Raw genomic sequence first — 22,316 nt, forward strand, 5'->3', positions numbered from 1 at the left:
AAGACGAAGGAGTGTCGAACGATCCGGCTGGTGCACAGCGGGCGGCCGCAGTGGAGCGTCTGTTGGGGCTGGAGGCCCGTGGTGAGCTGACGTCTACTCATGTCCGGCTGGTGGCACAGGCGTTGGGACGTTCGGAGCGGACGGTGTGGCGTTGGCTGGCCGGCGGCCGGGCGAGGCATCTCAAGCATGTACCGGGTAGCCGGATCACGGTGACAGCGCAGCTCCGGCAACTACCGGCATTGTGAGGTGGCAACGCCTCACGGGTACACACCAAACTCCTCGAACGTACCGGCTGCACCCGTCCCAGAAGCCCGCGCCATCCCTGGCCACACCACACCCGATACCAGTCACCAACCCCAGACCCACCCGCGAAAACACCAACCCCAATCACTCACAGAACAACGACAAGAATCCACTGCAAAACAACACAGACCATCAACTACGAGCTCGTAACACGATCACGATCCGGGCTTCTTGAGGCGTGTCCACGCACGCGCGGGTCGTTGGCGGTGCGCGCCCCGAAGACGGGATTTCCTTCGGGGCACGCGGCAGGGGTTCCGGTTCAGGCGTTGTAGCCACCGTGGGCATCCAGCACCGCGCCCGTGACGTACGACGCGGCGGGGCTCGCCAGAAAGGCGATCGCCGCGGCGATTTCTTCGGGGTGACCCATGCGTTGCAGGGACAGCGAGCTGACCAGGGCCTTGAGGGTCTCGGGGTCCGGCGCTTTCATACCGTCGGCCATGATTCCGGCTTCCACGACGTTGGCCGTGATGTCCCGGGGTCCGAGGTCCCGTGCGGCCCCCATGGTGTACCTCTCGATACCTGACTTGGTCGCCGAGTAGTCGGCAGCTCCCGGGATGCCGACCCGGGAGCCCACTCCGGAACTCACCGTGATGATGCGGCCGCCCGCGCGCAGCACTCGGGAGGCGGCCCGGATGACGGCGATCACGCCGAGGTAGTTGGTGGCGTGCATCCTGTCCAGTGCGGCGGTGTCGGCGTCCGGGTCGTCCACCGTGCCAGCCGCGGAGATCGCCGCGTTGTTGACGAGGATGTCCAGGCCGCCGAAGTGCGCGACCACGTCGTCGATCAGCGCCGGCGCCTGACTCATGTCCGCTTGGTCGGACTTGAAGGCGATGGCCTTCGCTCCCTTGAGGCGCACGTCGTCGACGACGGCCTGCGCCTGTTTCTCGGAGCTGACATAGGTGAAGGCGACGTCGGCGCCCTGCTCGGCCAGCAGTCGTACGGTCGCGGCTCCCAGTCCGCGCGACCCCCCGGTGACCAGGGCGACCTTGCCCGTGAGTGGCTTGCTCATTCTTCTCACCTCGTTGATTGACCTTCCCGGCTGTCGCAACACTAATTGTTACGACAGCCTGTTGCAACCTTCTCTGTTACGACTGCGTTGTCGTAACATAAAGCGTTGCGGCCGCGAGGAGGGGTTCATGAGTGCCAACAGCAGGCTGACCATTGCCGCCCACGCGCTGGCCTGGATCGGTCTCTACCAGCGCCAGGGCCATGAGGTCGCCACCTCCGAGCAGATCGCGACCAGCGCGAACACCAACCCCGTGGTGATCAGACGGCTGCTCGGCGAGCTGCGCAGGGCCGGGCTCGTGGAGTCCCGGCGGGGTGTGGGCGCGGGCTGGTCGCTGGCGCGCGAGCTGGGATCGATGACCCTGCTCGACGTGTACGAGGCAGTGGAACCCGGCCCGCTGTTCGCGATGCACCGCACCACCCCGGACCAGGGATGCGTGGTGGGTTACGGCATCCAGCCGGCAATGCAGGGCATCTACGAGGGCATCGAGGGGACCCTGAGACACGAGCTGGCCCGCGTCACGCTCGAGAACGTACTCCGGGACGTACTCGCGGCACCTCGCTAGCCTCCCCGATACGCCCTGACATCACCAAGATCCCCATCCATGCCCAGGTCGGCGAACAGCCTGGCAACCAGTCACGCCAAAGACGGTTGCAGTATCAGACCTCGCCACTGATCAACCGATAGACCGTGTTCTTGGGAGACAGGTCGTTGTGATTCTCAATACTTGTCCGGACTGGAAGCTCGCAGTGAGCTGGCGCTTGCTCATATTCGGCTGATGGCATAGGCGTTGAGGCGTTCGAACGGACAGCATGGCGATGGCTGGCCGCCGAACAGGCAGGACGACGGCATGCGGGCCCGCCCCGGAGCTCAGTAGCCGTTGTACGCTGCTCGTAAATAATGACTTGTGCCCCGTCAATTCGTATGGTGCGGTCCTTGGTGAAATATTCTGCCAGAACCCTCTCCTTTATTTGCTCTGTCGCGCTACTTTCGCCATGAGTTCCTTCGGGTTCCGTTACTACCAGAATTCGTGCGCTGCTGCGCATGCGCGCGCGAATCTGAGGGGAAGGCAATTCGGTGCCGTAAAGGTCGTGCGAGGCTGCCGGAGTGAGCGCCTGGGCAAGGTCGAACATCCCTCTGTTTACCGAAGGGTAGGCCAGCGACCATGCGCGCCTCTTCACGGACAAGTAGAGGATTCCGTCGCCAGGAGCGTATTCCCTGGACAGGATTATTGCCAGAGCGGTGACATTGTCCGATCGGCTTTCCGGTGTCCGCAGCTTGAGGGATTCGGGTATGAGCAGTGTGATTGCCAACGCAATAGCAATCACTGCAGTTACTCGTAGGGTGCGCCCTAGTCGAAGCATGCGATCAAGCACAGCCCCCAGAAGGAGCGCCAGGCCGACGAGACCGTAGAGCACGTACCTCTCTACATAGAAAGGCTTGTAAAGGGAAATTAGCATGAGAAGTGCAGTGGGCAATACGAACAGAGGCAGGGCGATCGCCCGTAGACTGAATGGCGCTTCAGGAGAAACTTTGCCGGCGTTGCCTGACGAAGCGAAGTAGGACAGCACAATCGCGAAAGAAGCCAGTATCGCGAAGCGTTGGTATTCGCTACCGGTGACGCCGTCGATCCATGCGACTTGCCCAGATTGCGCCGTTCCCAGGGCCGCAAGGGGTGCGACTCCTACCGCAACCAAAAGTGCGGTGTACGCCCAAGGGCGCCGCGCATAATCCGGCACGACGAAGGCATGCACTACCAGGGCAAGGGCGGCGAACTGGTGCAGAATGCACGCTGCCAGCATGAGAGTGCCATATGCGATCCATGGCACCATCGACCTTCTGCGCCTAATAATTTCTGGGGCTCGGCGGCTAATTGCCGCACTCACAAGAAAATATGTGGCCCAGACCACAAGTGCGCAGACAATTGAGTATGAGCGCCCTTCCTGTGAGTATTTTTGAACATCTGGGAGTACGGCGAAGGAAAGGCCTGCCAGTATTCCGGCGCGTGTCCCTGCCAATCGGATCCCGAGCGCTGTGACTCCCGCCGCTGCCAGAGCTCCGGCGAGAACAGAGGGAAGCCGCAGCGCCAGGAGGTCGGTTCCGAACAGGCCAAACAGCACGTGCATGAGAAAGTAATATGCTCCATGTACGGCGTCTATGTTGCCCAGCGTCTGCCACAGGTCCGGAAGGCTACGGGAAGCCAATTCGAGAGTCACAGCCTCGTCATGCCACAAGGTTCCGTCTCTGCGGATTCTCCATATACCGAGAAGGGTGGACAGTGAAACTGGCAAAAGCAAGGGAGTGAGGAATCCTCGGCGTGAGAGCAGGGAGACTCTCGGAGAGTGTCCCTGAGGGGTATTTTCCGTATCATTGACAATTTCGAACTCATCAATGGCCATCGGCGGCAGGGCCTTTCAGCATTGGCGAAGACGTTCCGCCAGCGTGCCCGGACCTCGTTGACGGGATGCTGACCCAACCTGACCGGCCGATCAGGAAGGCGGGCGGGCGCTGTGCAAGGCTCACCGCATGCGCATCCTGGTGGTCGAAGACGAGGTGGACCTTGCCCACACCCTGCACACCGGTCTGACCGCTGAGGGCTACAGCGTCGACCTCGCCCATGACGGCCGGCAGGGATTGTGGATGGCCCGGACCGGCGAATACGCCCTTGTCGTACTGGACTTGATGCTGCCCGGGCTCAACGGCTACAAGGTCTGCGCCCAGTTGCGCCGGGAGGGCAACGCGACCCCCATCCTGGTCCTCACCGCCAAGGACGGAGAGTGGGATCAGGCAGAGGCCCTGGACACGGGGGCCGATGACTACCTGGCCAAACCTTTCTCCTACGTGGTGCTCGTCGCACGGCTGAGGGCTCTGGTCAGACGGGCGGCCACGGTTGCGCCGCCGGTCCTTGCCGTGGGCGACCTCTCGTTGGATGTCGCCGGCCGGGTCTGCCGCCGGGCCGGGGCCCGGGTGGAACTCACGCCCAGGGAGTTCGCCGTGCTGGAGCTGCTGGCTCGCCGGGCGGGCCAGGCGGTCTCCAAAACGGATCTGCTCTATCACGCGTGGCCCGACGAAGCCCAGGATCCCAACCTGGTGGAGGCGCGGGTCAGCGCACTGCGCAAGAAGGTGGACTCCGCGTTCGGCCGACGGTCCCTGCAGACCGTACGGGGTACCGGCTATCGCTTGGTGGACGACCGTGAACGTGACTGAGCCGCGACGCCGCTGGTGGCCGCGTTCGGTACGAGCCCGCGCGGCCCTGGTCGCCGCAGCGACCGCTGCCGTCATCCTGGTCGGCATCGGCTGGTGGGTACATCGCGACGTCTACCGCCAGGGCGCGCAGATCACCGAAGGGCAAGCCGAGCAACAGCTCTGGGCTCTCGTCGATCAGTTGAACGAGGGTGTGGTTCCCCCTCGCAGAGGCGCTGTGCTGCCGTACGAGGTCGTCGCGACCGGCCGACGTAGCGCTGTCGCCTACGGCGGAGGCATGGACGACTTCGAACCCGGCACCCGCCATGTGCTGCCGGCTCCATCGGAGTTCAAGGGGTCCGAGGGCTATACGATCCGCCCGATCCGTATACCGGTGCGCCGCGACTACCCCAGGGACAGACTCGACATGGCCGGCGGGACCTACATGGTCATGTCCGCCGATATCAGCGCCGATGAACTGAGCAGCGACAAGGCCGCCGCTCTGGGCGTCGCCGCCGACGCCAACCTGCGGGTCTATGTGGTGGTGCTCCCGCACACAGCCGAGGCAATCACCGAGACCACCGACCTCCTGCTGCTGCGGGCCGGGCTCGTCGGCCTCGTACTGATCGCCGCCGCCGTCTACTTCGCCGTCCGCATCGCGCTGCGGCCGGTCGAAGCCATCCGTGTCCTCACCGCCTCGGTCACCGCGAGCGACCCTCGAGAACGTGTCACCGTCCCCGCCGCGGGACATGAGATCACCGCCCTGGCCACCACCATCAACACCACCCTCCAGCGCCTCGACAACGCCGCCGCCCAGCAACGCCGCTTCGTCGCGGACGCCGCCCACGAACTGCGCAGTCCCCTCACCACACTGCTGGCCAGCCTGGAAATCGCGCTCGCCTACCCGGAACGCACCGACTGGCCCGCCGCGGCCACCACCGCCGCACGGCAGACCCGCCGCCTCCAGGCCCTCGCCGAAGACCTGCTGCTCCTCGCCCGCCTCGACACCCGCACCCCCACAGCCGACGCCGAAACCGTCGACCTGACAGCCCTCGCCTCTCGGCTGACCGAGCAATATCCCCTCACCGAACGCCCGTTGACCCTCACCTGCGACAGCGCCGCCCCCGCACACGCCCAGGGAAACCCCGGCGAATACGAACGGCTGCTGCGCAACCTCATCGACAACGCCGCCCGCCACGCCGCGCACCGCATCCAGATCACCGTCCGAAACCAGGACGCCTGGGTCGTCCTCACGGTGCACGACGACGGACCGGGCGTGCCCACCGAGGACGCCGAGCGCATCTTCGAACGCTTCGTCCGGCTCGACGACGCCCGCTCCCGCGACCACGGCGGCACCGGCCTGGGCCTCGCCATCGCCCGCGACCTGGCCCACCGCCACCAGGGCACCCTCACCCTCACCCCCCGGACCCTCGGAGCGTGCTTCCAGCTACGCCTGCCCCGAGCCCCCGCCCCAGCCGAGAAATGACGCACCTCTCCACGTGAGACGCTGGCACGACTGGGTACGTCGGCGGACAGCACGTGTTCGGCGCCGTTTTCGAGGGCCTTGCCTGTCTCGGTTGACCGGCAGCCAGGTGGTCACCTCGGCGATGGCTTCCTGCTTCTTGATCGCCTGGCTGACACGCGCTGGGGAGACATGCAGGCGTTCGGCGCAGCGGCCGAAGTGGAGCTCCCACCTCTGGGTTAACGATCATAATAAGATCGGCCGTTGTTCCCGGGCCGATCGGTGCGCATGCTGAGTACCGAGCCGGGAGCCACCTCCCGCAGGTGGCGACATGAACCGTACGAATCAGCAGGATCGGCCCGCTCAATTCAGCCGGCGGCCCGTATGACATGGACCGCACGGGATCACTGTGGCATCGAACCGACCGCCACCAGAACCAGCACCAGCACCAGCACCTGGAAACACCGAACAGGGGAACGTCAATGAAATACGCCCTCGTGATCTTCGAGACGGACGCGTCGCGCGCCCAGATCCAGGCTGACCGCGGCGCCTACCGTAAGGCGTACGAGACGTGGATCGGCGAGCTCGCGGCAGCGGGCAAGCTGGCGGGCGGCGACGCCCTCGACACCGAGCACCAGGGCCCTGTCACCGTGCGCAAGACGGCGGACGGGTCCGTGGCGGTGACCGAGGGGCCCGTGCACAGCGGCGAGGAGACCCTCGGTGGCTGGTTCGTGCTGGAGGTGGCCGACCATGCCGAGGCCATCGAGCTGGCCCGCGGCTTCCCCACCCCGGAGGCGCTCGAGATCCGCCCGATCCTCGAATCGGCCTGAGCAGCCGGTGTCCCTCGCCACCTGCTGCCCGGGCACCCGCGTGTCTGACCGGCACGATCTGCCGGGTCCCAAGCGCTGTACCGCTTCACAGGAGTTGACTTGATACCGCCATCGGTGAGCTACCGACCTCTGACCGGCCCCGAGGAGATCGATCTCTTCTGCCGGCTCTCCTATGTCCTCGACCACGAACTGACCGACGACTTCGCGGGTGGATGCCGCCGTCCCGAGTGGGCCTGGGTGGCCCTCGACGGCGACCGTCTCCTCGCCCGGCTCGCCTGGTGGACTACTCCGGGCGGTGACATGCCGTTGCAGTTCGACTTCTTCGACATCGACGACACGCTGCCCAGGGCGGACCGCTACGAGATCGGCCTGCGGCTGTTCAAGACGGCGACAGCGACCGTCTTCCCGGCGGGCGCGAAGCTACCGGAGTACGGCCGCTTCGTCCCGCCCGACTGGCATGAGGACGCCGCAGCCCGCGAAGTGGTCGAGTCCCGCACCCGCGTGCTGGAGAGCACGGGCGCACGGCTCCTGGTCGAGCGGCTGCGGCTGCAGTGGACCCCCTCGTCCCTGGTTGCGGAACCCAAGGGGCGTCTCGTCTTCCGCCCGGTGGCCGACCGCGAGGACCTCCTCACCCTGATGACCCCGGTCATGGAGGGCACACTCGACGCCCACGGCCAGGCGGACCTGGCATCCGGGCTGAGCCCGCGCGAGGCGGCCGAACGCCACTACGACGGCGAGTTCGCCAACTTCAAGAGCCCGCACGAGTGGTGGCGTATCGCCGAACTGGCCGACGGCGGCGGGCCGGTGGGCTTCGTCGTCCCGGCCCGCAACAACTACCACCCGATCATCGCGTACATCGGCGTCCTGCCCGCACACCGCGGCAACGGCCACATCGACGAGATCCTCGCCGAGGGCACCCGCATCCTGGCCGCGGAGGGCGTCGACCGGATCAGGGCGTCGACGGATCTCGGCAACGTCCCCATGGCGAAAGCCTTCGCCCGCGCCGGATACATCAACTTCGAACGCTCCCTCAACCTGGTCTGGGACTGACCCCATCTGCTGCGTTCCTGATCTCACCCTCAACGCGTCGGCACACCGTCGCGCCGTGAAAGCAGGCCGTGATCTTGGAAGGGCGCGTCATTCGCCCGTGGCGTCCTCGGTCTCCCAGCGCAGCAGGTCGCCCGGCTGGCAGCTGAGCACCTCGCAGAGTGCGGCGAGCGTCGCGAAGCGGACCGCTTTGGCGCGGCCGTTCTTGAGTACTGCCAGGTTGGCGGGGGTGATCCCCACGCGGTCCGCGAGCTCGCCCACGGACATCTTCCGTTTGGCCAGCATCACGTCGATGTCGACGGCGATCGGCATCAGATCACCTCGTCCAACTCGGCCTGCAGCTGCGCCGCTTCGACGTCGCGTGTGACGGCCTGGGCGAGCAGCATCCGCAGTACGAGCACGATGAGCGCGACCCCCAGGATGGCCACGCCGATCCCGCCCATGATGACGCTGACGCCCGGGTCGTCCCGTTGGCCCGGCGCGTTGATGATCGTGACCGCGAACCACACGAGGGCGGCCGCCACGATCGCGCCGATGACGCCGTCCACGTACCGGAAGGCGGCGTGGGAGAACACGGTTCCGCGTCGCACCATCGTCACCAGCCGCCATACGCAGACCAGGGCGACCTGGACCGACACCATGCCCAGGATCGTGGTGACGCGCAGTGCGGTCAGTGGGAGCGAACCGTCCTCCGGGTCGTTCCCACTGATCAATGTCCACAGCATCAATGTCTGCAAGAACACGGTGCCGGTGAGCACCATCACGAGCACGGCGCGCAGCGCACGCACGGTCAGCTTTCCCACGCCTCACCCTTCCATCGAATCGCGATGTAAATCTATCGAAATTCGATAGATGAGGCAAAGGGGGGAGGCATGGCGTGTCAGGGGAGGCGGCTAGATGTCCGTCCGCCGCTGCCACTGCTGTGCCTGGTTGTCCCAATCGTCGGCGGCTGGTCGCGCGGCGACATATTGGGCGCCTCCGAATCCATGACGATGGTTCATGTCGCCATTCTTCGTGCCGTCGGGGCAGGATGCAGCGAGTTCACGTCGTCTCGTACCGCTGCCGTCCTCGTCCGGCGCGCCGGGCCCCTGCATCGATCCGTCGGTGTCCCTGCGTCACTCCGTCGAGGGAGACGTTTGTGACGGTCGTCAGCTTCATGGTCCGTGCCTTTCGCGCCGGGGTCGTCGTCGGTACGACCGGGCAGCGGCGCCGATCTCATCGGCCGGCGGGCGTTATCTCCGCTGCGCGGCCCTGCGAGCGCTCGGTCTTGGCGCCGACCCTGCCGGGTTGGATGGTGCTGGGGTCGACGGCTTCCCCGGGTGCCCCCACCTCGTACGGGCCGGTCGGGTCGTTCGGGCGGTCGTGCGGCAGGAGGAAGAACGTCCGGCGCGCGAAGAGGCCGCTGTCGGGGTCGGCTTCCGTGCCTGCGGCGAGGTTGGTGTAGCCGACGATGCGGCCGTCGCGGTCGAAGCGTGGCTTGCCGCGGCGTGTGTTGACCTTGTCCAGGGCCTGGCGGACGTAGTCGAAGTTCTCCGGGCTCTCCAGCCAGACCACTTCGGCTTCTCCGGTGAGCTGGCTGTCCTGCAGCATCGAGCTCATGGCCGCGGACCCTCCTGGTCATCTCCGGCCGGCCTCCGGCCATCGTGTGTGGCGTTCACACTGCTCGTCCTCTGGTGCCTGGTGTGGCGCTGTGCGAGGTCGCGTCTTTCATCGTACGGCCCGTCACCTGACGGACCCAGGGCGTTCGCAGTCGTCATACCGGTCCTCGTTCGTACACCCGGCCCATTTCGGGCCCGTTTTCACTGTCTCCATGGGCGGGGAGCAGCGCGAGTCCGGGGTAGAGCTTCCTGTCGTTGTTCTTGATCATTTCAGCCGGGGAGGCAAGTCCGAGTTCCGTCCTGATGCGGCTGGCGAAGGCGCGGCTGGTGGCCGGGCGAATGCCCTCCTCTGTGCACCAGCGGCCGTATGTCTCGTACAGGAGCTTCTGCTCGACCCGCAGGTCGGGGTTGGGGTGCCCGTCGCTGCCCCGGGTGCAGCGTTCGCTGATGAAACGGCCGATGTGGTCCTCGGTCTTCTCGTAGGCCTCGGTGGCCAGGCGGACGGCCGCGGGGCCGTGCAGGGGGTCGCGCGTGGCGAGGTAGCGCTGGGCGCCTTCGAGGAGCCAGTGCAGGATTCCCGGGCCTTCGTCGCGGACCAGCTCGGCCGCCAGGTTGTCGATTTTGCGCTCGTTCGGGACTTTGCGTTCGAAGGGGATGAGCCGCATACGGCGCCAGAACGCGTAGCCGCCGGTGCCGACTTCGGGCTTGTGGTTGCCCAGGAGCCAGAGTTTGTGTGTGGGGTGGAAGCTGAAGAAGTCCTGCCGCATCCGCCGGGCGGTGATCTTGTCGCCGCCGGTGAGGAGCTTGACCCGGGCTTCGTTGAAGGTGTCGTTCGGCTTGAGTTCGCTGCATACGACGATGCGCCGGCCGTGCAGTTCGGTGAGCTCGGTGGAGTGTTCGGTGAACTTGCCCTTCTCCATCAGGAAGCCGGGCGGGGCGGCGTTGGCGTACTCGCCGAGGATCTGAAGCATCACGTCCAGCAGTACGGACTTTCCGTTGGCGCCTGATCCGTAGAGGAAGGGCAGGACCTGGGCGCCGACGTCGCCGGTGACGGAGTAGCCGAGCAGCAGGTGGAGGAACCGAATGGTTTCGCGGCCCTTGTCGTCGTCGCCGAACGTGTCGCGCAGGAAGCTCTGCCATCGCGGGATCGGCATCTTTTGCGGGGCCACCGTGGTGGCGCGGGCGTGCATGTCGGAGAGCGGGTCTGGCTTGCGCAGCTCCCCGGTCCGCAGGTCCACGACGCCGCCGGGGGTGCACAGGGCGTAGATGTCGCCGTCCAGCACGTCCGGGTCCAGGCTCAGGCCGGGAGCGGCCTGAGCCTGCTGGAGGAGCGCCTTCATGCCCGCGGTGGACTGGGTGCGCCTGCGGTGGGCGCCCAGTTCGCGGTCGCTGAAGAGTCCTCTCGGATCGGTCCGCGGCATCTGCTCGGCCATGTCGCCGGCCGCCCACATGGCCGCTTTCTCGCCGCCGGTGCGCCGCCACCGGTACTGGTCCCAGGAGTACCAGCCCAGGCCTTCCACGTGCCGGAACCGGTCGGTGAACAGCCTCGCGAACAGCTTGGCGTTGGCGCGGTCCGTCAGCTCTTCCGGCAGGAGTCCCGAGTCGAGGCCGGTCACGTGGCGGGGTGCTTCGGTCTGCTGTGCGGGCAGGGTCGGCTGGGCGGTGGGGAGTTGGAGGTCGAGGCTCTGCTGCTGGTGGATCTGCTCGGCGGCGGCCACGGCGTCGAAGCGGGCGGGCTCGGCGCTGCTCATGCGCGTCCTTGGGGATGGAACGGGCGCTGGGCGCCGGCGGACAGAGCGGATTCAATGATCGTGACGTTGCGCCGCTGCTGGTGCGGGCGTGCGTGGTGGGCTGCGTCCAGCAGCAGGGCCCGTGCGTCGCTCTCGGCGAGGTGGCCGCCCGAGGTGAGTCCCCCTGCGGTGAAGGCGGCTCGGTTCAGTTTCTCGGTGAAGCCCGCTCCCTGCGGGACCGCCGCGCAGGCGGCGACCTCTGCGAGCAGGGGCTCCAGGATGCGGTGCGCGGCTGCGGGGGCGCGCCGATGGGCCCGACGGGGGGTGGGGACGGGGGTGGCAGCGGCCGGTGTCTCCGGGGCCGGGTTGTGGCCGGTACGGGCGAGTTCGGCGGCCAGCCACTGCGGGAGGGGCGCGGGGTGCCGGGTTGGGCCTACGGGCGTGTAGGCACCGGCTGTTGTGCGCGTGGTCGGCGCGATGATGTAGCCGTTGTCGGACCGTACGTCGACCTGCCAGGCCAGCGCGGTCTTCGGGCTGGACCCGGTGGAGGAGCGGTAGCGGATCTCGGGGTGCGGATTGCGGTACCAGACGTGCAGGCCCCCGGACGGGGTGCGTACCCGCAGTGTCCGGTCGTCGTCAGCCGGACTCGGTTGCCGTCGCAGGGCTGCGAGAAGGGCCAGGGTGTCGAAACCGGTGGCGAGGCCGGTGAGGTTGACCTGTGGGCCGATCGGGATGCCCGGCAGCAGGCGGGAGCGGTCGGGGACCTGAGCAGCGTGCGCGTCCACGTCGACGACGACCAGGTCCGCCGGGCCGCAGGAGACCCCGACGCCGCAGCGGGGCTGCGCCGTCCACCATGCGTCGATGCGTTCGGCCGACGTGGTCGCGGCGTGGAACCCGTGACACCACCGTCCGGCCGGGATGCAGGGACAGGCAGTTGGGGCGTGCCGGTCCTGCCTGCACGTCTCGCAGTTGGCCGCGGGGGTCTTCCTGCCGGGCGCCAAGGGATGTACGGGCCACCCTGCGCGGGCACACCAGCGGGCCAGAGCGAGAGCGTCCACGGACCCCGACGGGGCCGTGGAGTGGGTCGCAACCTGGCGTGACACTGGGCGTCCTTGTCGGTTCGTCAGCCTTTCGTCCGTCAGTCCGCGTAGCCGCGGGGGCGCCTGCTGCCTGGTCAGTGACGTTCGGTCGTCTCTGACGGGACTGACGGGACTGAGGATTTCACATGCGGCACAGAGATTAGCGCACCGCCCGCGCGGGGGCGGTGCGCCAGTCGGGCGTGTCGGAAGTTCAGTCCCGTCAGTCCCGCCACCGGGGGATGTCCGCGGGACTAAAAGGGGGCCGGGACTGGGCCGGGTTTCGGTCCCGTTCTCAGTCCCGGAGAGAAAGCGCAGGTCAGGGCGTTCACTGCGGCGGGCACGGGACTGACGGGACTCAGAGTGTCAGTTATGAGCTGCGTAGCAATAGACCATGGTCATAGTGTCGTGCGCGCGCATACACACGCGCCTGATGGGGATAACTAGCACTTTGAGTCCCGTCAGTCCCGTGATCCTTGAGGATTTGTCTCGTGCACGTCTCTGACCTGGGCTTTTGGGTACGGGACTGAAGCGGGACTGAAACGGGACCGAAGAGGGACTGAACCCCGAGTCCCGTCGGAACGGCGAGCTCCCCCTGGGCGGCCGGCTACGGGACTGACGGGACCGAGAGTGCTGGTCTGCCCCTCCATCGCACAGGAGTTCCACGGGAGCCCGTGTGCCAGGATGCCGAGTGCTGCCCCTCGACCGGGTGCGGTAGGCACGGACGAGGAGGGCGCTTCCGGTGCTGACTGATGCGGTGGACATCATCGAACCGCCCGCGAACGCCGTCATGATCGGCACGGGCAAGGGCGGAGTCGGCAAAAGCACCCTCGCCGCTCACAAGGCCGCCTGGCACGCGGCCCGCGGGGAACGGACCTTGCTCATCTGTGTCACCAGCCAGGACGACGACGATCTGGGTATCGAACGGTTCAACCGCGGTATCCGCCCCGAGGGCCCGTCGGTGTTGAACGGACAGGGCCTGTACCGGTCGATCTACGACCGCACCCCTCTCGTGCCCGTCAAAGAGGTGCGCCCCAACCTCGATGTCGTCCCCGGAGGCGAGGCTGTCGGTGAACTGCTGACCCTCCTGACGGCGCGGATGACGGTGGAAGGCGTCCATGTGGTGTCCTCTCTGGCACGGGCACTCGCACCCCTCGCTCCCTGGTACGACCAGGTCGTCTTCGACAGTGCCCCGGAGCAGGACAGCCTGGAGCAACTGGCGTTGGCCGCCGCTCGCAGGCTCTTTGTGCCGACACGTTCGGATGACACCTCGATCCGCGGCATGCGGCGCATAGCCCGCAACTACAAGCTCGTACGACGGCAGTTGAACCCGTACCTCCAGGTCGCAGGCGCCTGCCTGTACGGCTCGAATCCGAGCGCCACGCAGCTGCACGAGGAGGTCCGTCAGGAGGTCCTCAGGGAGCTCGGAGCGAGCACGCCGATGGCGACCCGGGTCGTCGGGTATCGCGAGATGCCGGCCGTCAATGCCCGTAGAAAGGGGCTGACCTTCGGCGAGTACGCGGATCTGCTGCCCACCAGCGCGAAGAGCTATGACGTCGCAGCGGGTCGGGCGACCCGCGCTGATGTGGTCCCGGACTCCATCAGGCCGCTGGCACTGGAGATGGACCTGCTCAACACGGAAATCGACGCTCTCTGCAGGAAGGCCCCCGCCACATGACCGGCGTGTTCGACGACGACCCGGCCGAGCCCGTACGGCCCGGGAAAGGTCTGCTGGGCGGCGGTGCGCCCGCGGTGTTCCAGGAAGCCACGGTTGTCGTCAAGGCGCCCGTCGGCACCACCCTCGAGTCGATCCCCGCTCCCCGGCCACCGGCGGGCGAGGGCGACCTCAGCACGGAGGAGAAAGAGGCGTTCGAGGCGTGCAAGGCAGGCATGAACAACCTGCACAACGCCTTCTGGGTGGCCGGCAAGAGCCTGGAGACAATGGCGACCGGCGACCTGCACCGGAATGAGGGCTGCACCAACTTCGCCGAGTTCGTGTGGACCAACTGGGAGATCTCGGAGTCCCAGGTGTACCGGCTGATGGACGAGTGGCGAATCGGCGAGGCACTGAACCAGCTCGGTCACCGGCCGCGCGAGTCCCAGGTGCGGGAACTGGGCGACGTCAGGCGGGCGGCCGGTGACCGAGCCGCGGTGGCGGTCTACGACGCTGTGGCACGGACCGGCAAGCGTGTGACCGCGAAGCTGCTGGAACAGGTCGTGCGTCGGCTTCCTCCGCTGACCGAGGAGTTGAGTCCCTCGCAGATCGGGACGATGGTGCGCGATGTGCTCACTCCCCCGCCGGCGCCCGAGGGCGGGGCGAGTGCGGGAACGGACGGCGCAGAGCAGTCGGGGTTGCCCTCGATGGGCGGCGCGAACGTACACACGAAGGACGTACACACGATCACGTCGCTTGGGCAGGACGCCGACCCCTCGGGGTTCGAAGTCGCTTCGGCCGATGTGGAGCGGCTGCGGGAGACGGTGGCTCTGCTGCGAGAGGCGTCACGCCGGCTCGGCAAGCCTGTTGTCCGGCGGGCGTTGGAGGACGCTCCGGGCGAGACCGCAGCTCTGCTGGCCGAGATCGACAACAGCATCAACAAGATCGGCAGGGCTGCTGCGGTACGGCGTGCCGACTAGCGGTACGGCGGCGTGCTGACTGAGCGTCGACTGAGTTCGTGCTCGGGCTGCCCCGGCCTGGAGATCGCAGTGCTGGGCTCAGTCAAGGATCAGCTCAGCCGCGGCTGCGAAGGCCCCCCGGGCGCCGTCGGTGGTAGCGGTCGGCCGCGCGCCGGTGCGTTCCGTCTTTCGTAGTTCGCGGACTGTGGCTTCCATGTAGGTCTGGAGGCTGACCAGCTGCGTGGGGGTCCGGCAGTTGGGAAGGACCGCTGCGATCTGGTCCAGCCAGAAGGTGACTTCGCCGTCGTCGTCCAAGCCGGAGCGGTGGTCGATCATACGCTGTGCGACCGGGGCCAGTAGGGCGTGACGGCGTGCCGCTTCTGCTTCCGCGCGGCGCTCGGCGGCGGCCCGGGCAGCCGCCAGGCGCTCGGCCTCGCGGACGGCTTCGGGTGTGCGGCGTACAGGCCGGTCACCGCGGGAGGCCTCGGTGAGGACGGCAGCCTGCATGCGTTTCGCCTTGTTGTAGGCCGCACTTGGGGTGTTCACGGCGAGCGCAGGCACCAGGTCGGTCCATTCGGCGCCCGCTGCCCGGGCGTGCTCGATCGCCTTCGCCTGGTGGAGGTCGGCCTGCTCGCGGAGGTACTCCCACAACCTCACCCGCGCTATCGCGGCCGTGCGTTGGGCCTTCTCGCTCTTCAGCGCGCCCGCGTTGCTTTCGAGGTACAGCAAGGCACGGAACAACTCCTCGTCCGCGGCCATCCGGCCGACGTCCTTGTCCTCGGCGTCTTCGTGCAACTGGCGCAACTCACCTATGACAGCCGCGGTGTCGAGGTTGCCGATCCGGACGGGCGGCTTGATGAGCGGCTTCGTGGGAGGAGGCGCCTTGCGGGCGGGGCGAGCCATGACAACGAGTGTGCCTGACGGAGACGATTCACATTCTGTGAATCGAACAACCCGGAGGGGGAGGTGGGGGCCTCCCCAATTGGGGAGGCGAGCCACCCACCGGTCATGGTGAGGGGGTTGTGGGAGGTGGCGCCCGCGGAGGGGGATGACGCCCGCGGAAGAAAGTGCCGGGCCCGCAGAGACCCCTTTAGGTGGTGTCGTCCGAGGTGGGCTCGGGTTTCGTGTGGAGGACTTCGCGGGCTTGGTCCGCGGCGCGGGCGATGCTCTCGGAGACGAAGTCGACGAAGCGGGCGATGTTTTCGAGGCGGGCGGCGGCCGGGGTGCCGGGGCCGAGGATGCCGACGCCTTGCCGTGCGGTCTCGCCCAGGTGGGCGGTGGCGCGGGCGCTGGCCATCGTCGATTGGTACATGACGTCGTCGTCGACGACGTAGCGCTCGCGGCGGCGTTCGTCGCGTTCCCGGCGGACCAGGCCCTGGCTCTCCAGGAACGCAATCGCCTTGGAGACGGTCGCCGGGCTGACCTGGAGCCGCTGGACGAGTTCGGATGCGGTGAGGCTGCCCGCGTCGGTGGTGTAGAGGCAGACCAGTACGCGGGCCGTCATTTTGGGCAGGCCCGACTGCATGAAGACGGTGGTGAGCATCTCCTCGTACTCACGCACGGCTTCGGCGTCGCGTCCGTGGGGCTGCGGGGGTGTGTTCGGGTCCCTGGGCGCGGCCTGCTTGCGGCGGTGGGTGCGGTGTTCGGTGGCGCGGTGGGCGAGGTCCGCGCGGTAGGCGGTGGGGCCGCCGTTGCGCATGACCTCGCGGGTGATGGTCGAGGTGGGGCGGTCGAGGCTTCGGGCGATCTCGGCGTAGGCGAGGCCGTCGGCCAGTCCCAGCGCGATCTGCTGGCGTTCGGGCTGAGTGAGTCTGCCTCCCGGCATCGCGGTCTCCTTCGTGGTCCGTGGTGTCCCGAGTATAGCGTTCACTCTCAATCCATTGCAACGATCAAGACGAGGGTTGTTGCATTAGATTCAAAGCCATTGCAACGATTTCTTGGCTTTGAGCTGCATGTTTGTTGTTTGTGTGCAACGAAGCTGTTGCCAAATCCATGAACGCAACGTAGCTTTTCCATCATCGGAAACAACGAGTCAGGAGCACACGATGCATGAGAAGCAGAGCGCACTTCAGAAGTTCGACACCCCCGCCCCGGTCTCGGTCGTCCTGGACATCCCTGCGGGACGCATCCAGTTCATCGCCGCCGACCGGGCCGACACCACGGTCGAGATCCTGCCCGCGGACGCCTCCAAGAGCCGTGACGTGCAGGCGGCGGAGCAGACCACGGCCGCCTACGGTGACGGGGTCCTGCGGATCGAGACCTCAGCGTCGAAGAACCGCATCCTCGGCGCCTCCGGGTCCCTCGAGGTGACGGTCCAACTGCCTGCCGGTTCCCGCGTCGAGGCGAAGGCGGCCGGCGCCGAGTTCCGGGGTGTCGGACGGCTCGGCGACGTCGACATCAAGGGCGCGCTGGGCACGGTCAAGCTCGACGAGACCGCGAGCACCCGCCTCACCGTCCTCGACGGCGACGTCTCCGTGGGCCGTCTGGGTGGCCCCGCGGAGATCAGCACCCAAAGGGGCGGCATCCACATCGCCGAGGCCCTGCGCGGCACGGTCACGCTGCGCACCGAGCAGGGCGACATCCTGGTCGGCGCCGCCCGCGGAGTCTCGGCCTCCCTGGACGCCGGCACCACCTACGGCCGGATCCACAACACGCTCACGAACAGCGACGGCGCCGCCGCCGGGCTGAACATCCACGCGACCACCTCCTACGGCGACATCACCGCCCGCAGCCTCTGAAGGAGCCCCTCATGACGAACCCGGCCATCGTGGCGATCGGGCTGCACAAGTCCTACGGCGACAAGACCGTCCTCGACGGCATCGACCTGACCGTCCCGGCCGGCTCGGTGTTCGCGCTGCTCGGGCCGAACGGCGCCGGCAAGACAACCGCCGTCAAGATCCTCTCCAGCCTCATCTCCCCCGGTCCCGCCTCCGGCACCATCCACGTCGCCGGCCACAACCTCGCCACCGCCCCGCAGGCCGTGCGTGCCGCGATCGGCGTGACCGGGCAGTTCTCCGCCGTGGACGGTCTGATCACCGGCGAGGAGAACATGCTCCTCATGGCCGACCTGCACCATCTGTCCAAGTCCGAGGGCCGGCGGGTCACCGCCGAACTGCTGGAGCGGTTCGACCTCGTCGAGGCGGCGAAGAAGCCGGCTCAGAGCTACTCGGGTGGTATGAAGCGGCGTCTGGACATCGCCATGACGCTGGTCGGCAGTCCCCGGATCATCTTCCTGGACGAGCCCACCACCGGTCTCGACCCGCGCTCGCGCCACAACATGTGGCAGATCATCCGAGAACTCGTCACCGGTGGTGTCACGGTCTTCCTCACCACCCAGTACCTGGAGGAGGCCGACGAACTCGCCGACCGCATCGCCGTCCTCAACGACGGCAAGATCGCCGCCGAAGGAAGCGCCGACGAGCTCAAGCGACTCATCCCCGGCGGACACGTCCGCCTCCGCTTCACCGACCCGGCCGCCCACCAGAGTGCCGCCCTCGCGCTGCACGACGCGGCCCGGGACGACGAGGCACTGACACTGCAACTGCCCAGCGATGGCAGCCAGCGCGAACTGCGCTCCATCCTCGACCGGCTGGACGCAGCCGACATCGAAGCCGACGAACTCACCGTCCACACCCCGGACCTCGACGACGTCTTCTTCGCCCTGACCAGCAGCACCACCGTGCCCACCCAGCTCAAGGAGGACGCCCGATGAGCTCGCTCTCACTCGCGGTACGCGACTCGACCACGATGCTGCGGCGCAACCTCCTGCACGCGCGCCGCTACCCCTCCCTCACCCTGAACCTGCTGCTCACGCCGATCATGCTGTTGCTGCTCTTCGTCTACATCTTCGGCGACACCATGAGCGCAGGCATCGGCGGCGGGGACCGCTCCGCGTACATCGCCTACATCGTTCCCGGCATCCTGCTCATGACCATCGGCTCCACGGTCGTCGGCACCGCCGTGTCGGTCTCCAGCGACATGACCGAGGGCATCATCGCCCGCTTCCGCACCATGGCGATCCACCGCGGATCAGTACTCTTCGGACATGTTGTCGGCAGCGTGCTTCAGGCGATCATCAGCGTCGTCCTCGTCGGTGCCGTCGCCGCAGCCATGGGCTTCCGCTCCACGGATGCCACCGTCCTGGAATGGATCGCGGCACTCGGGCTGCTCGCACTCGTCGCCCTGGCGTTCACCTGGATCGCCGTCGGGATGGGCATGGGCAGCCCCAACGCCGAGGCCGCCAGCAACAACGCCATGCCGCTGATCCTCCTGCCCCTCATCTCCAGCGCCTTCGTCCCCATCGACGCGATGCCCGGCTGGTTCCAGCCCATCGCCGAGTACCAGCCCTTCACCCCGGCCATCGAGACCCTGCGCGGACTCCTCCTCGGCACCGAGATCGGCCACAACGGCTGGATCACCATCGTCTGGTGCCTCGCCCTCGCCACACTCGGGTACCGCTGGTCACAGGCACAGTTCAACCGCGACCCGAAATAGCCGCCATGCCAACGCGGGCCACCCCCGAAGGCCCGTCGCAGCCACCACCCCTCCGGTGGCTGCGACGGGCCTTTCACTCGTCCTGAACGCGGACTGCGGCCGCGGAGACGTCGGCATGGCCTTGTCCGGCTGTCAGTGGGCCCGTCTAGATTCGCGGTGTGATCGAGCTGCCTTATCTTGCTGCCGTCCGGGAGTCGTACGACACCGTGGCCACCGACTACGCCGAACTGGTCAAGGATCCCGGCGAGTTGGATGTGTTGTCGCGGGCGATGCTGGGCGTGTTCGCCGAGCTCGTGCGGGATGGCGGGCGGGGGCCTGTGGCTGATGTGGGGTGCGGGCCCGGGAAGGTGACTGCGTATCTGGCCGGGCTGGGCGTGCCGGTGTTCGGTGTCGATCTGTCGCCGAGGATGGTCGAACTGGCCCGTGAGGCCTATCCGGGGATGCGGTTCGATGTGGGGTCGATGACCGCACTGGAGGTCCAGGACGGCGGGCTCGGGGGGATCCTGGCGTACTACTCCACCCATCACACTCCGCCGGAAGTGCTGCCGGTGGTGTTCGGCGAGTTCTCTCGCACCCTGGCGCCCGGTGGGCATCTGATGACGGCCGGATATGTGGGTGACGGTGAGCGGGTGCGGCCGGGGCGCGCCTACGGCGGACATCCCGTGTCCTACGAGTCCTATCTTGAGCCGGCGGACCGGCTCGCCGAGATGCTGGAGCAGGCCGGGCTCGTCGTCACGGCGCGGCTGGTGCAGGCGCCCGGTCAAGGGGCGAAGAGGACGGTCGCCAGTTTCCTGGCCCGTAAAACGGGTGGTGAAGGCTGATGCCGTAAGAGTGTCCCTGGGTGGGGCACCCCGGAGCGGACGGGACCTGGGACTGACTACGAGGTGGCAGTGCCGTCCGCTGTGTCGTTGCGGGTCTGGTCGGTCAGGCGTTGTTTGGCGTCGTGCCAGGTGATGGGGAGGTGTTCGGTGTCTGCTTGCCAGAAGGTGAAGGTGGAGGCGCTCATCGTCGGGCGCAGGGACGTCATGATGCCGCGGTGCGGTTCGGTTCTGGCGTACGCGTACAGGGCGTCGCGGTCCTCCCAGGCCGACAGGGTGTAGAAGACGCGTTTGAGGGGCTGGGCGACGAGTGAGGCGCCGTATGCGCCGGGGGCGGTGCGCACCTGACGCCAGGCGGACAGGGAGCGCAGGAAGAAGCGGGGGACGTCCTTGGCCGACCGCACTTCGAAGCGGGATGCCATGACGTACGCCGTGCCATGCGCAGGGGGCGGATTCGGGATGGTCCAGGGCAGTGTGGGCATGGTGGCCGGGCCTCGTCTCAGGATTGGCGAGTGACACTATCCATAGTAGACAGCGAGACTATCCACTATCCAGTGAAATCGTGAGCGAGAAAGGGAGGGAGCGGGTCCGGATGCGCATCTCCGAGCTGAGCCGCCGCAGCGGTGTCTCCATCCCCACGATCAAGTACTACCTACGGGACGGGCTGCTGCCCCCTGGCCGGGCCACGGCCGCCAACCAGGCCGACTACGACGAGAGTCATCTGCGCCGGCTGCGTCTGATCCGCTCGCTGATCGCGGTGCGCGGTCTGTCGGTCAGCGCCACCAAGGACGTACTGGCCGCCGTGGACGAGCACTTGGGGGACGTGCATCTGTTGCTCGGGCTCGTGCTGGGTGTCGTGCCCGCCGGGCGGGGCGGCACGCCGGACGAGCCGGGGGCTTCGGGTGACTCATCCGACGCCGATTCGGCCGGGTTGTCCGAAGTCGCGGCGCTGGTCGGGGAGATGGGCTGGCAGACGTCCCCGCACCCACCCGCGGCCCTGGTCGTCGCCGAGACACTGGAGACGCTGCGCGCGCTCGGTTTGGATTTCGACTGGCGCTCCCTGCTGCCGTACGCCGAACTCGCCGACCGTACGGCCGCACTGGACCTCGATCAGCTCCAGGACGCGGGCGGCCCGATGCAGCAGGCCGAGCGGGCTGTCCTGCTGACCGTCCTGCTGGAGCCCGCGCTGCTGGCCCTCAGACGGCTCGCGCAGGAGCACCACTCGGGGCGACGGTACGGCGGCGACGGCTGACAGGCGATTCGTAGAGCAGGGAGTCCGGCTCCCTCCACCGGCCTGTTCCACTCCCCCGGCCGGGATCTCGCCCGCGTCCGCTCAGCTGACCACGGGCCAGGTGCGGAACAGGGCCGCAAGCTTTGCTGCCGTGCAGGTGGGATCCAGCAACAGGTCGCGGAGGGCTGTTGCATCCTCCCGCGTGGGCTTTACCGGATAGCCGGAGGCTTCCAGGTACATGACACCGGTTGCTGCCGCAACAGCCATATTGGAGCGTTCCAGCCAGCGGCAGCGGCCGAGGACATGGACCAGGGCGGCGGCGCGGGCGTACGGCCCGTCGTAGATCGGTTGGTCGAGGAGCTCCGCCTTGTGGCAGGCGACGGCGGCCACCGGAACGCCGTAGTCGTCGGGGGCCGGGTCGTGGGCGCCGGCGATCTCGGTTACCTGGAGGATCCAGGGGACGTCGATGTGCAGATCCATTACGCGGCGTGCTGCTCCTCGTTCGGGCGCTTCGTGCCGGCCTCCGCGTCATCGAAGACCGACTGGTGTTCGTCGAGGAAGCGGCGGGCTGCGTCCAGGGCTCGGGTACGCAGACCGTCGGCGTCCTCCCGGACGAGCTGGGCGAGGTAGTCGCCGACGCTCAGGCCGCGATCCTTGGCACGCGCGCGGGCGAGCTCCGCGACCTCGTCGTCGACCCTCGCACCGAGTTGTGTCTTTGCCATACGAGGATGGTAACAGCTGTTACCGCGGAGTGGGAGTACTCGATCGAGGGTGGGAATCGATGTGCCGACGGCTCGGTGGGGGGAGGCCGCCCCTTGTTCGTGCTCCAGCTATTACGTCGTAATAGGTCTGGGGCAGGCGACCTGAGGGTTGGGGCTGGAGGCCACCCACTTGCGTCAGCCGCTCGAGCTATTACGACGTAATA

At 67.4% G+C, this 22,316-nt stretch carries 24 protein-coding genes; 12 read left to right on the forward strand and 12 right to left on the reverse strand.

What is annotated here, in order from left to right:
• Positions 1-562: 562 nt before the first annotated feature.
• Complete coding sequence (locus ACIHFB_RS43255; RefSeq protein WP_365288396.1) at positions 563-1,312, reverse strand: SDR family oxidoreductase; 750 nt, start codon at positions 1,310-1,312, stop codon at positions 563-565.
• 127 nt (positions 1,313-1,439) lie between these two features.
• On the opposite strand from ACIHFB_RS43255, the gene ACIHFB_RS43260 reads away from it, so the two are divergent.
• Positions 1,440-1,874, forward strand: coding sequence for an Rrf2 family transcriptional regulator (locus ACIHFB_RS43260; RefSeq protein ID WP_365288398.1), 435 nt, complete (start codon positions 1,440-1,442; stop codon positions 1,872-1,874).
• Positions 1,875-1,968: 94 nt separating this feature from the next.
• Here the strand turns inward: ACIHFB_RS43260 and ACIHFB_RS43265 are convergent, their stop codons facing one another.
• Positions 1,969-3,708: a glycosyltransferase family 39 protein gene (locus ACIHFB_RS43265; RefSeq protein ID WP_400129733.1), complete on the reverse strand. Its 1,740-nt coding sequence runs from the start codon at positions 3,706-3,708 to the stop codon at positions 1,969-1,971.
• Positions 3,709-3,835: 127 nt separating this feature from the next.
• Here ACIHFB_RS43265 and ACIHFB_RS43270 point away from each other — a divergent pair, with 127 nt between their 5' ends.
• The 4 genes from ACIHFB_RS43270 (at position 3,836) to ACIHFB_RS43285 (ending at position 7,834) form a co-directional block, all read left to right on the forward strand.
• Positions 3,836-4,516 (forward strand): response regulator transcription factor, encoded by a 681-nt coding sequence (locus ACIHFB_RS43270; protein ID WP_365288402.1) that lies wholly within the window; start codon positions 3,836-3,838, stop codon positions 4,514-4,516.
• Complete coding sequence (locus ACIHFB_RS43275; RefSeq protein WP_365288404.1) at positions 4,503-5,978, forward strand: HAMP domain-containing sensor histidine kinase; 1,476 nt, start codon at positions 4,503-4,505, stop codon at positions 5,976-5,978. The genes ACIHFB_RS43270 and ACIHFB_RS43275 overlap by 14 nt, the downstream gene beginning before the upstream one ends.
• 458 nt (positions 5,979-6,436) lie before the next feature.
• Complete coding sequence (locus ACIHFB_RS43280; protein WP_365288406.1) at positions 6,437-6,784, forward strand: YciI family protein; 348 nt, start codon at positions 6,437-6,439, stop codon at positions 6,782-6,784.
• Between the two features lie 114 nt (positions 6,785-6,898).
• Entirely contained in the window at positions 6,899-7,834 is a 936-nt protein-coding gene (locus ACIHFB_RS43285) for a GNAT family N-acetyltransferase (RefSeq protein ID WP_400129734.1), read from the forward strand.
• A gap of 87 nt (positions 7,835-7,921) precedes the next feature.
• On the opposite strand, the gene ACIHFB_RS43290 is transcribed toward ACIHFB_RS43285, so the two are convergent.
• From ACIHFB_RS43290 to ACIHFB_RS43310, 5 genes are all read right to left on the reverse strand, one after another.
• Entirely contained in the window at positions 7,922-8,143 is a 222-nt protein-coding gene (locus tag ACIHFB_RS43290) for a helix-turn-helix domain-containing protein (RefSeq protein ID WP_400129735.1), read from the reverse strand.
• A complete protein-coding gene (locus ACIHFB_RS43295) occupies positions 8,143-8,634 on the reverse strand; it encodes a DUF2975 domain-containing protein (protein ID WP_365288412.1) in 492 nt (163 codons plus the stop codon). Before ACIHFB_RS43295 ends, ACIHFB_RS43290 begins: the two co-directional genes overlap by 1 nt.
• Positions 8,635-9,046: 412 nt before the next feature.
• Complete coding sequence (locus ACIHFB_RS43300; protein WP_365288414.1) at positions 9,047-9,430, reverse strand: DUF6009 family protein; 384 nt, start codon at positions 9,428-9,430, stop codon at positions 9,047-9,049.
• A gap of 154 nt (positions 9,431-9,584) precedes the next feature.
• Entirely contained in the window at positions 9,585-11,180 is a 1,596-nt protein-coding gene (locus ACIHFB_RS43305) for a phage/plasmid primase, P4 family (RefSeq protein WP_365288416.1), read from the reverse strand.
• Positions 11,177-12,202, reverse strand: coding sequence for a bifunctional DNA primase/polymerase (locus tag ACIHFB_RS43310; protein WP_365288462.1), 1,026 nt, complete (start codon positions 12,200-12,202; stop codon positions 11,177-11,179). Before ACIHFB_RS43310 ends, ACIHFB_RS43305 begins: the two co-directional genes overlap by 4 nt.
• Before the next feature lie 775 nt (positions 12,203-12,977).
• On the opposite strand from ACIHFB_RS43310, the gene ACIHFB_RS43315 reads away from it, so the two are divergent.
• Together ACIHFB_RS43315 and ACIHFB_RS43320 are read left to right on the forward strand one after the other, a co-directional pair.
• Positions 12,978-13,913, forward strand: coding sequence for an AAA family ATPase (locus tag ACIHFB_RS43315; protein WP_365288418.1), 936 nt, complete (start codon positions 12,978-12,980; stop codon positions 13,911-13,913).
• Positions 13,910-14,869 (forward strand): hypothetical protein, encoded by a 960-nt coding sequence (locus ACIHFB_RS43320; protein ID WP_400129736.1) that lies wholly within the window; start codon positions 13,910-13,912, stop codon positions 14,867-14,869. Before ACIHFB_RS43315 ends, ACIHFB_RS43320 begins: the two co-directional genes overlap by 4 nt.
• 78 nt (positions 14,870-14,947) lie before the next feature.
• Here the strand turns inward: ACIHFB_RS43320 and ACIHFB_RS43325 are convergent, their stop codons facing one another.
• Both ACIHFB_RS43325 and ACIHFB_RS43330 read right to left on the reverse strand, forming a co-directional pair.
• A complete protein-coding gene (locus ACIHFB_RS43325; protein WP_365288422.1) occupies positions 14,948-15,751 on the reverse strand; it encodes a hypothetical protein in 804 nt (267 codons plus the stop codon).
• A 187-nt stretch (positions 15,752-15,938) separates the two neighbouring features.
• Positions 15,939-16,673 carry a helix-turn-helix domain-containing protein gene (locus ACIHFB_RS43330; RefSeq protein WP_365288424.1) on the reverse strand — a complete coding sequence of 245 codons (735 nt, stop codon included), beginning with the start codon at positions 16,671-16,673 and terminating at the stop codon, positions 15,939-15,941.
• Between the two features lie 220 nt (positions 16,674-16,893).
• Between ACIHFB_RS43330 and ACIHFB_RS43335 the strand changes: the two genes are divergently transcribed.
• From ACIHFB_RS43335 to ACIHFB_RS43350, 4 genes are all read left to right on the forward strand, one after another.
• Positions 16,894-17,586, forward strand: a complete 693-nt coding sequence (locus tag ACIHFB_RS43335; RefSeq protein WP_365288426.1) for a DUF4097 family beta strand repeat-containing protein — start codon at positions 16,894-16,896, stop codon at positions 17,584-17,586.
• An 11-nt stretch (positions 17,587-17,597) separates the two neighbouring features.
• Positions 17,598-18,560 carry an ATP-binding cassette domain-containing protein gene (locus ACIHFB_RS43340; protein ID WP_400129738.1) on the forward strand — a complete coding sequence of 321 codons (963 nt, stop codon included), beginning with the start codon at positions 17,598-17,600 and terminating at the stop codon, positions 18,558-18,560.
• Positions 18,557-19,342: an ABC transporter permease gene (locus tag ACIHFB_RS43345; protein ID WP_400129739.1), complete on the forward strand. Its 786-nt coding sequence runs from the start codon at positions 18,557-18,559 to the stop codon at positions 19,340-19,342. Before ACIHFB_RS43340 ends, ACIHFB_RS43345 begins: the two co-directional genes overlap by 4 nt.
• Positions 19,343-19,500: 158 nt before the next feature.
• On the forward strand, positions 19,501-20,163 hold the full coding sequence (locus ACIHFB_RS43350; protein ID WP_365288432.1) for a class I SAM-dependent methyltransferase: 663 nt from the start codon (positions 19,501-19,503) through the stop codon (positions 20,161-20,163).
• 56 nt (positions 20,164-20,219) lie between these two features.
• Here the strand turns inward: ACIHFB_RS43350 and ACIHFB_RS43355 are convergent, their stop codons facing one another.
• Positions 20,220-20,642, reverse strand: coding sequence for a DUF3291 domain-containing protein (locus ACIHFB_RS43355; protein ID WP_400129740.1), 423 nt, complete (start codon positions 20,640-20,642; stop codon positions 20,220-20,222).
• A gap of 110 nt (positions 20,643-20,752) precedes the next feature.
• Between ACIHFB_RS43355 and ACIHFB_RS43360 the strand changes: the two genes are divergently transcribed.
• On the forward strand, positions 20,753-21,412 hold the full coding sequence (locus ACIHFB_RS43360) for a MerR family transcriptional regulator (RefSeq protein ID WP_365288464.1): 660 nt from the start codon (positions 20,753-20,755) through the stop codon (positions 21,410-21,412).
• 81 nt (positions 21,413-21,493) lie between these two features.
• Here the strand turns inward: ACIHFB_RS43360 and ACIHFB_RS43365 are convergent, their stop codons facing one another.
• Both ACIHFB_RS43365 and ACIHFB_RS43370 read right to left on the reverse strand, forming a co-directional pair.
• The gene (locus ACIHFB_RS43365) at positions 21,494-21,871 is read right to left on the reverse strand and encodes a fic family toxin-antitoxin system, toxin component (RefSeq protein ID WP_365288436.1); all 378 of its coding nucleotides are present in this window, start codon (positions 21,869-21,871) and stop codon (positions 21,494-21,496) included.
• Positions 21,871-22,113, reverse strand: a complete 243-nt coding sequence (locus tag ACIHFB_RS43370) for a hypothetical protein (RefSeq protein ID WP_365288438.1) — start codon at positions 22,111-22,113, stop codon at positions 21,871-21,873. Before ACIHFB_RS43370 ends, ACIHFB_RS43365 begins: the two co-directional genes overlap by 1 nt.
• Positions 22,114-22,316 lie beyond the last annotated feature (203 nt).

Source organism: Streptomyces sp. NPDC051963, from assembly GCF_044593495.1.
GTDB lineage: Bacteria > Actinomycetota > Actinomycetes > Streptomycetales > Streptomycetaceae > Streptomyces.

Bases quoted from the DNA above. Each gene is read 5' to 3' on its own strand.
- ACIHFB_RS43255 (WP_365288396.1), bottom strand. From the start codon at position 1,312: ATGAGCAAGCCACTCACGGGCAAGGTCGCCCTGGTCACCGGGGGGTCG.
- ACIHFB_RS43260 (WP_365288398.1), top strand. From the start codon at position 1,440: ATGAGTGCCAACAGCAGGCTGACCATTGCCGCCCACGCGCTGGCCTGG.
- ACIHFB_RS43265 (WP_400129733.1), bottom strand. From the start codon at position 3,708: ATGGCCATTGATGAGTTCGAAATTGTCAATGATACGGAAAATACCCCT.
- ACIHFB_RS43270 (WP_365288402.1), top strand. From the start codon at position 3,836: ATGCGCATCCTGGTGGTCGAAGACGAGGTGGACCTTGCCCACACCCTG.
- ACIHFB_RS43280 (WP_365288406.1), top strand. From the start codon at position 6,437: ATGAAATACGCCCTCGTGATCTTCGAGACGGACGCGTCGCGCGCCCAG.
- ACIHFB_RS43290 (WP_400129735.1), bottom strand. From the start codon at position 8,143: ATGCCGATCGCCGTCGACATCGACGTGATGCTGGCCAAACGGAAGATG.
- ACIHFB_RS43300 (WP_365288414.1), bottom strand. From the start codon at position 9,430: ATGAGCTCGATGCTGCAGGACAGCCAGCTCACCGGAGAAGCCGAAGTG.
- ACIHFB_RS43305 (WP_365288416.1), bottom strand. From the start codon at position 11,180: ATGAGCAGCGCCGAGCCCGCCCGCTTCGACGCCGTGGCCGCCGCCGAG.
- ACIHFB_RS43320 (WP_400129736.1), top strand. From the start codon at position 13,910: ATGACCGGCGTGTTCGACGACGACCCGGCCGAGCCCGTACGGCCCGGG.
- ACIHFB_RS43325 (WP_365288422.1), bottom strand. From the start codon at position 15,751: ATGGCTCGCCCCGCCCGCAAGGCGCCTCCTCCCACGAAGCCGCTCATC.
- ACIHFB_RS43330 (WP_365288424.1), bottom strand. From the start codon at position 16,673: ATGCCGGGAGGCAGACTCACTCAGCCCGAACGCCAGCAGATCGCGCTG.
- ACIHFB_RS43335 (WP_365288426.1), top strand. From the start codon at position 16,894: ATGCATGAGAAGCAGAGCGCACTTCAGAAGTTCGACACCCCCGCCCCG.
- ACIHFB_RS43340 (WP_400129738.1), top strand. From the start codon at position 17,598: ATGACGAACCCGGCCATCGTGGCGATCGGGCTGCACAAGTCCTACGGC.
- ACIHFB_RS43345 (WP_400129739.1), top strand. From the start codon at position 18,557: ATGAGCTCGCTCTCACTCGCGGTACGCGACTCGACCACGATGCTGCGG.
- ACIHFB_RS43355 (WP_400129740.1), bottom strand. From the start codon at position 20,642: ATGCCCACACTGCCCTGGACCATCCCGAATCCGCCCCCTGCGCATGGC.
- ACIHFB_RS43360 (WP_365288464.1), top strand. From the start codon at position 20,753: ATGCGCATCTCCGAGCTGAGCCGCCGCAGCGGTGTCTCCATCCCCACG.
- ACIHFB_RS43365 (WP_365288436.1), bottom strand. From the start codon at position 21,871: ATGGATCTGCACATCGACGTCCCCTGGATCCTCCAGGTAACCGAGATC.
- ACIHFB_RS43370 (WP_365288438.1), bottom strand. From the start codon at position 22,113: ATGGCAAAGACACAACTCGGTGCGAGGGTCGACGACGAGGTCGCGGAG.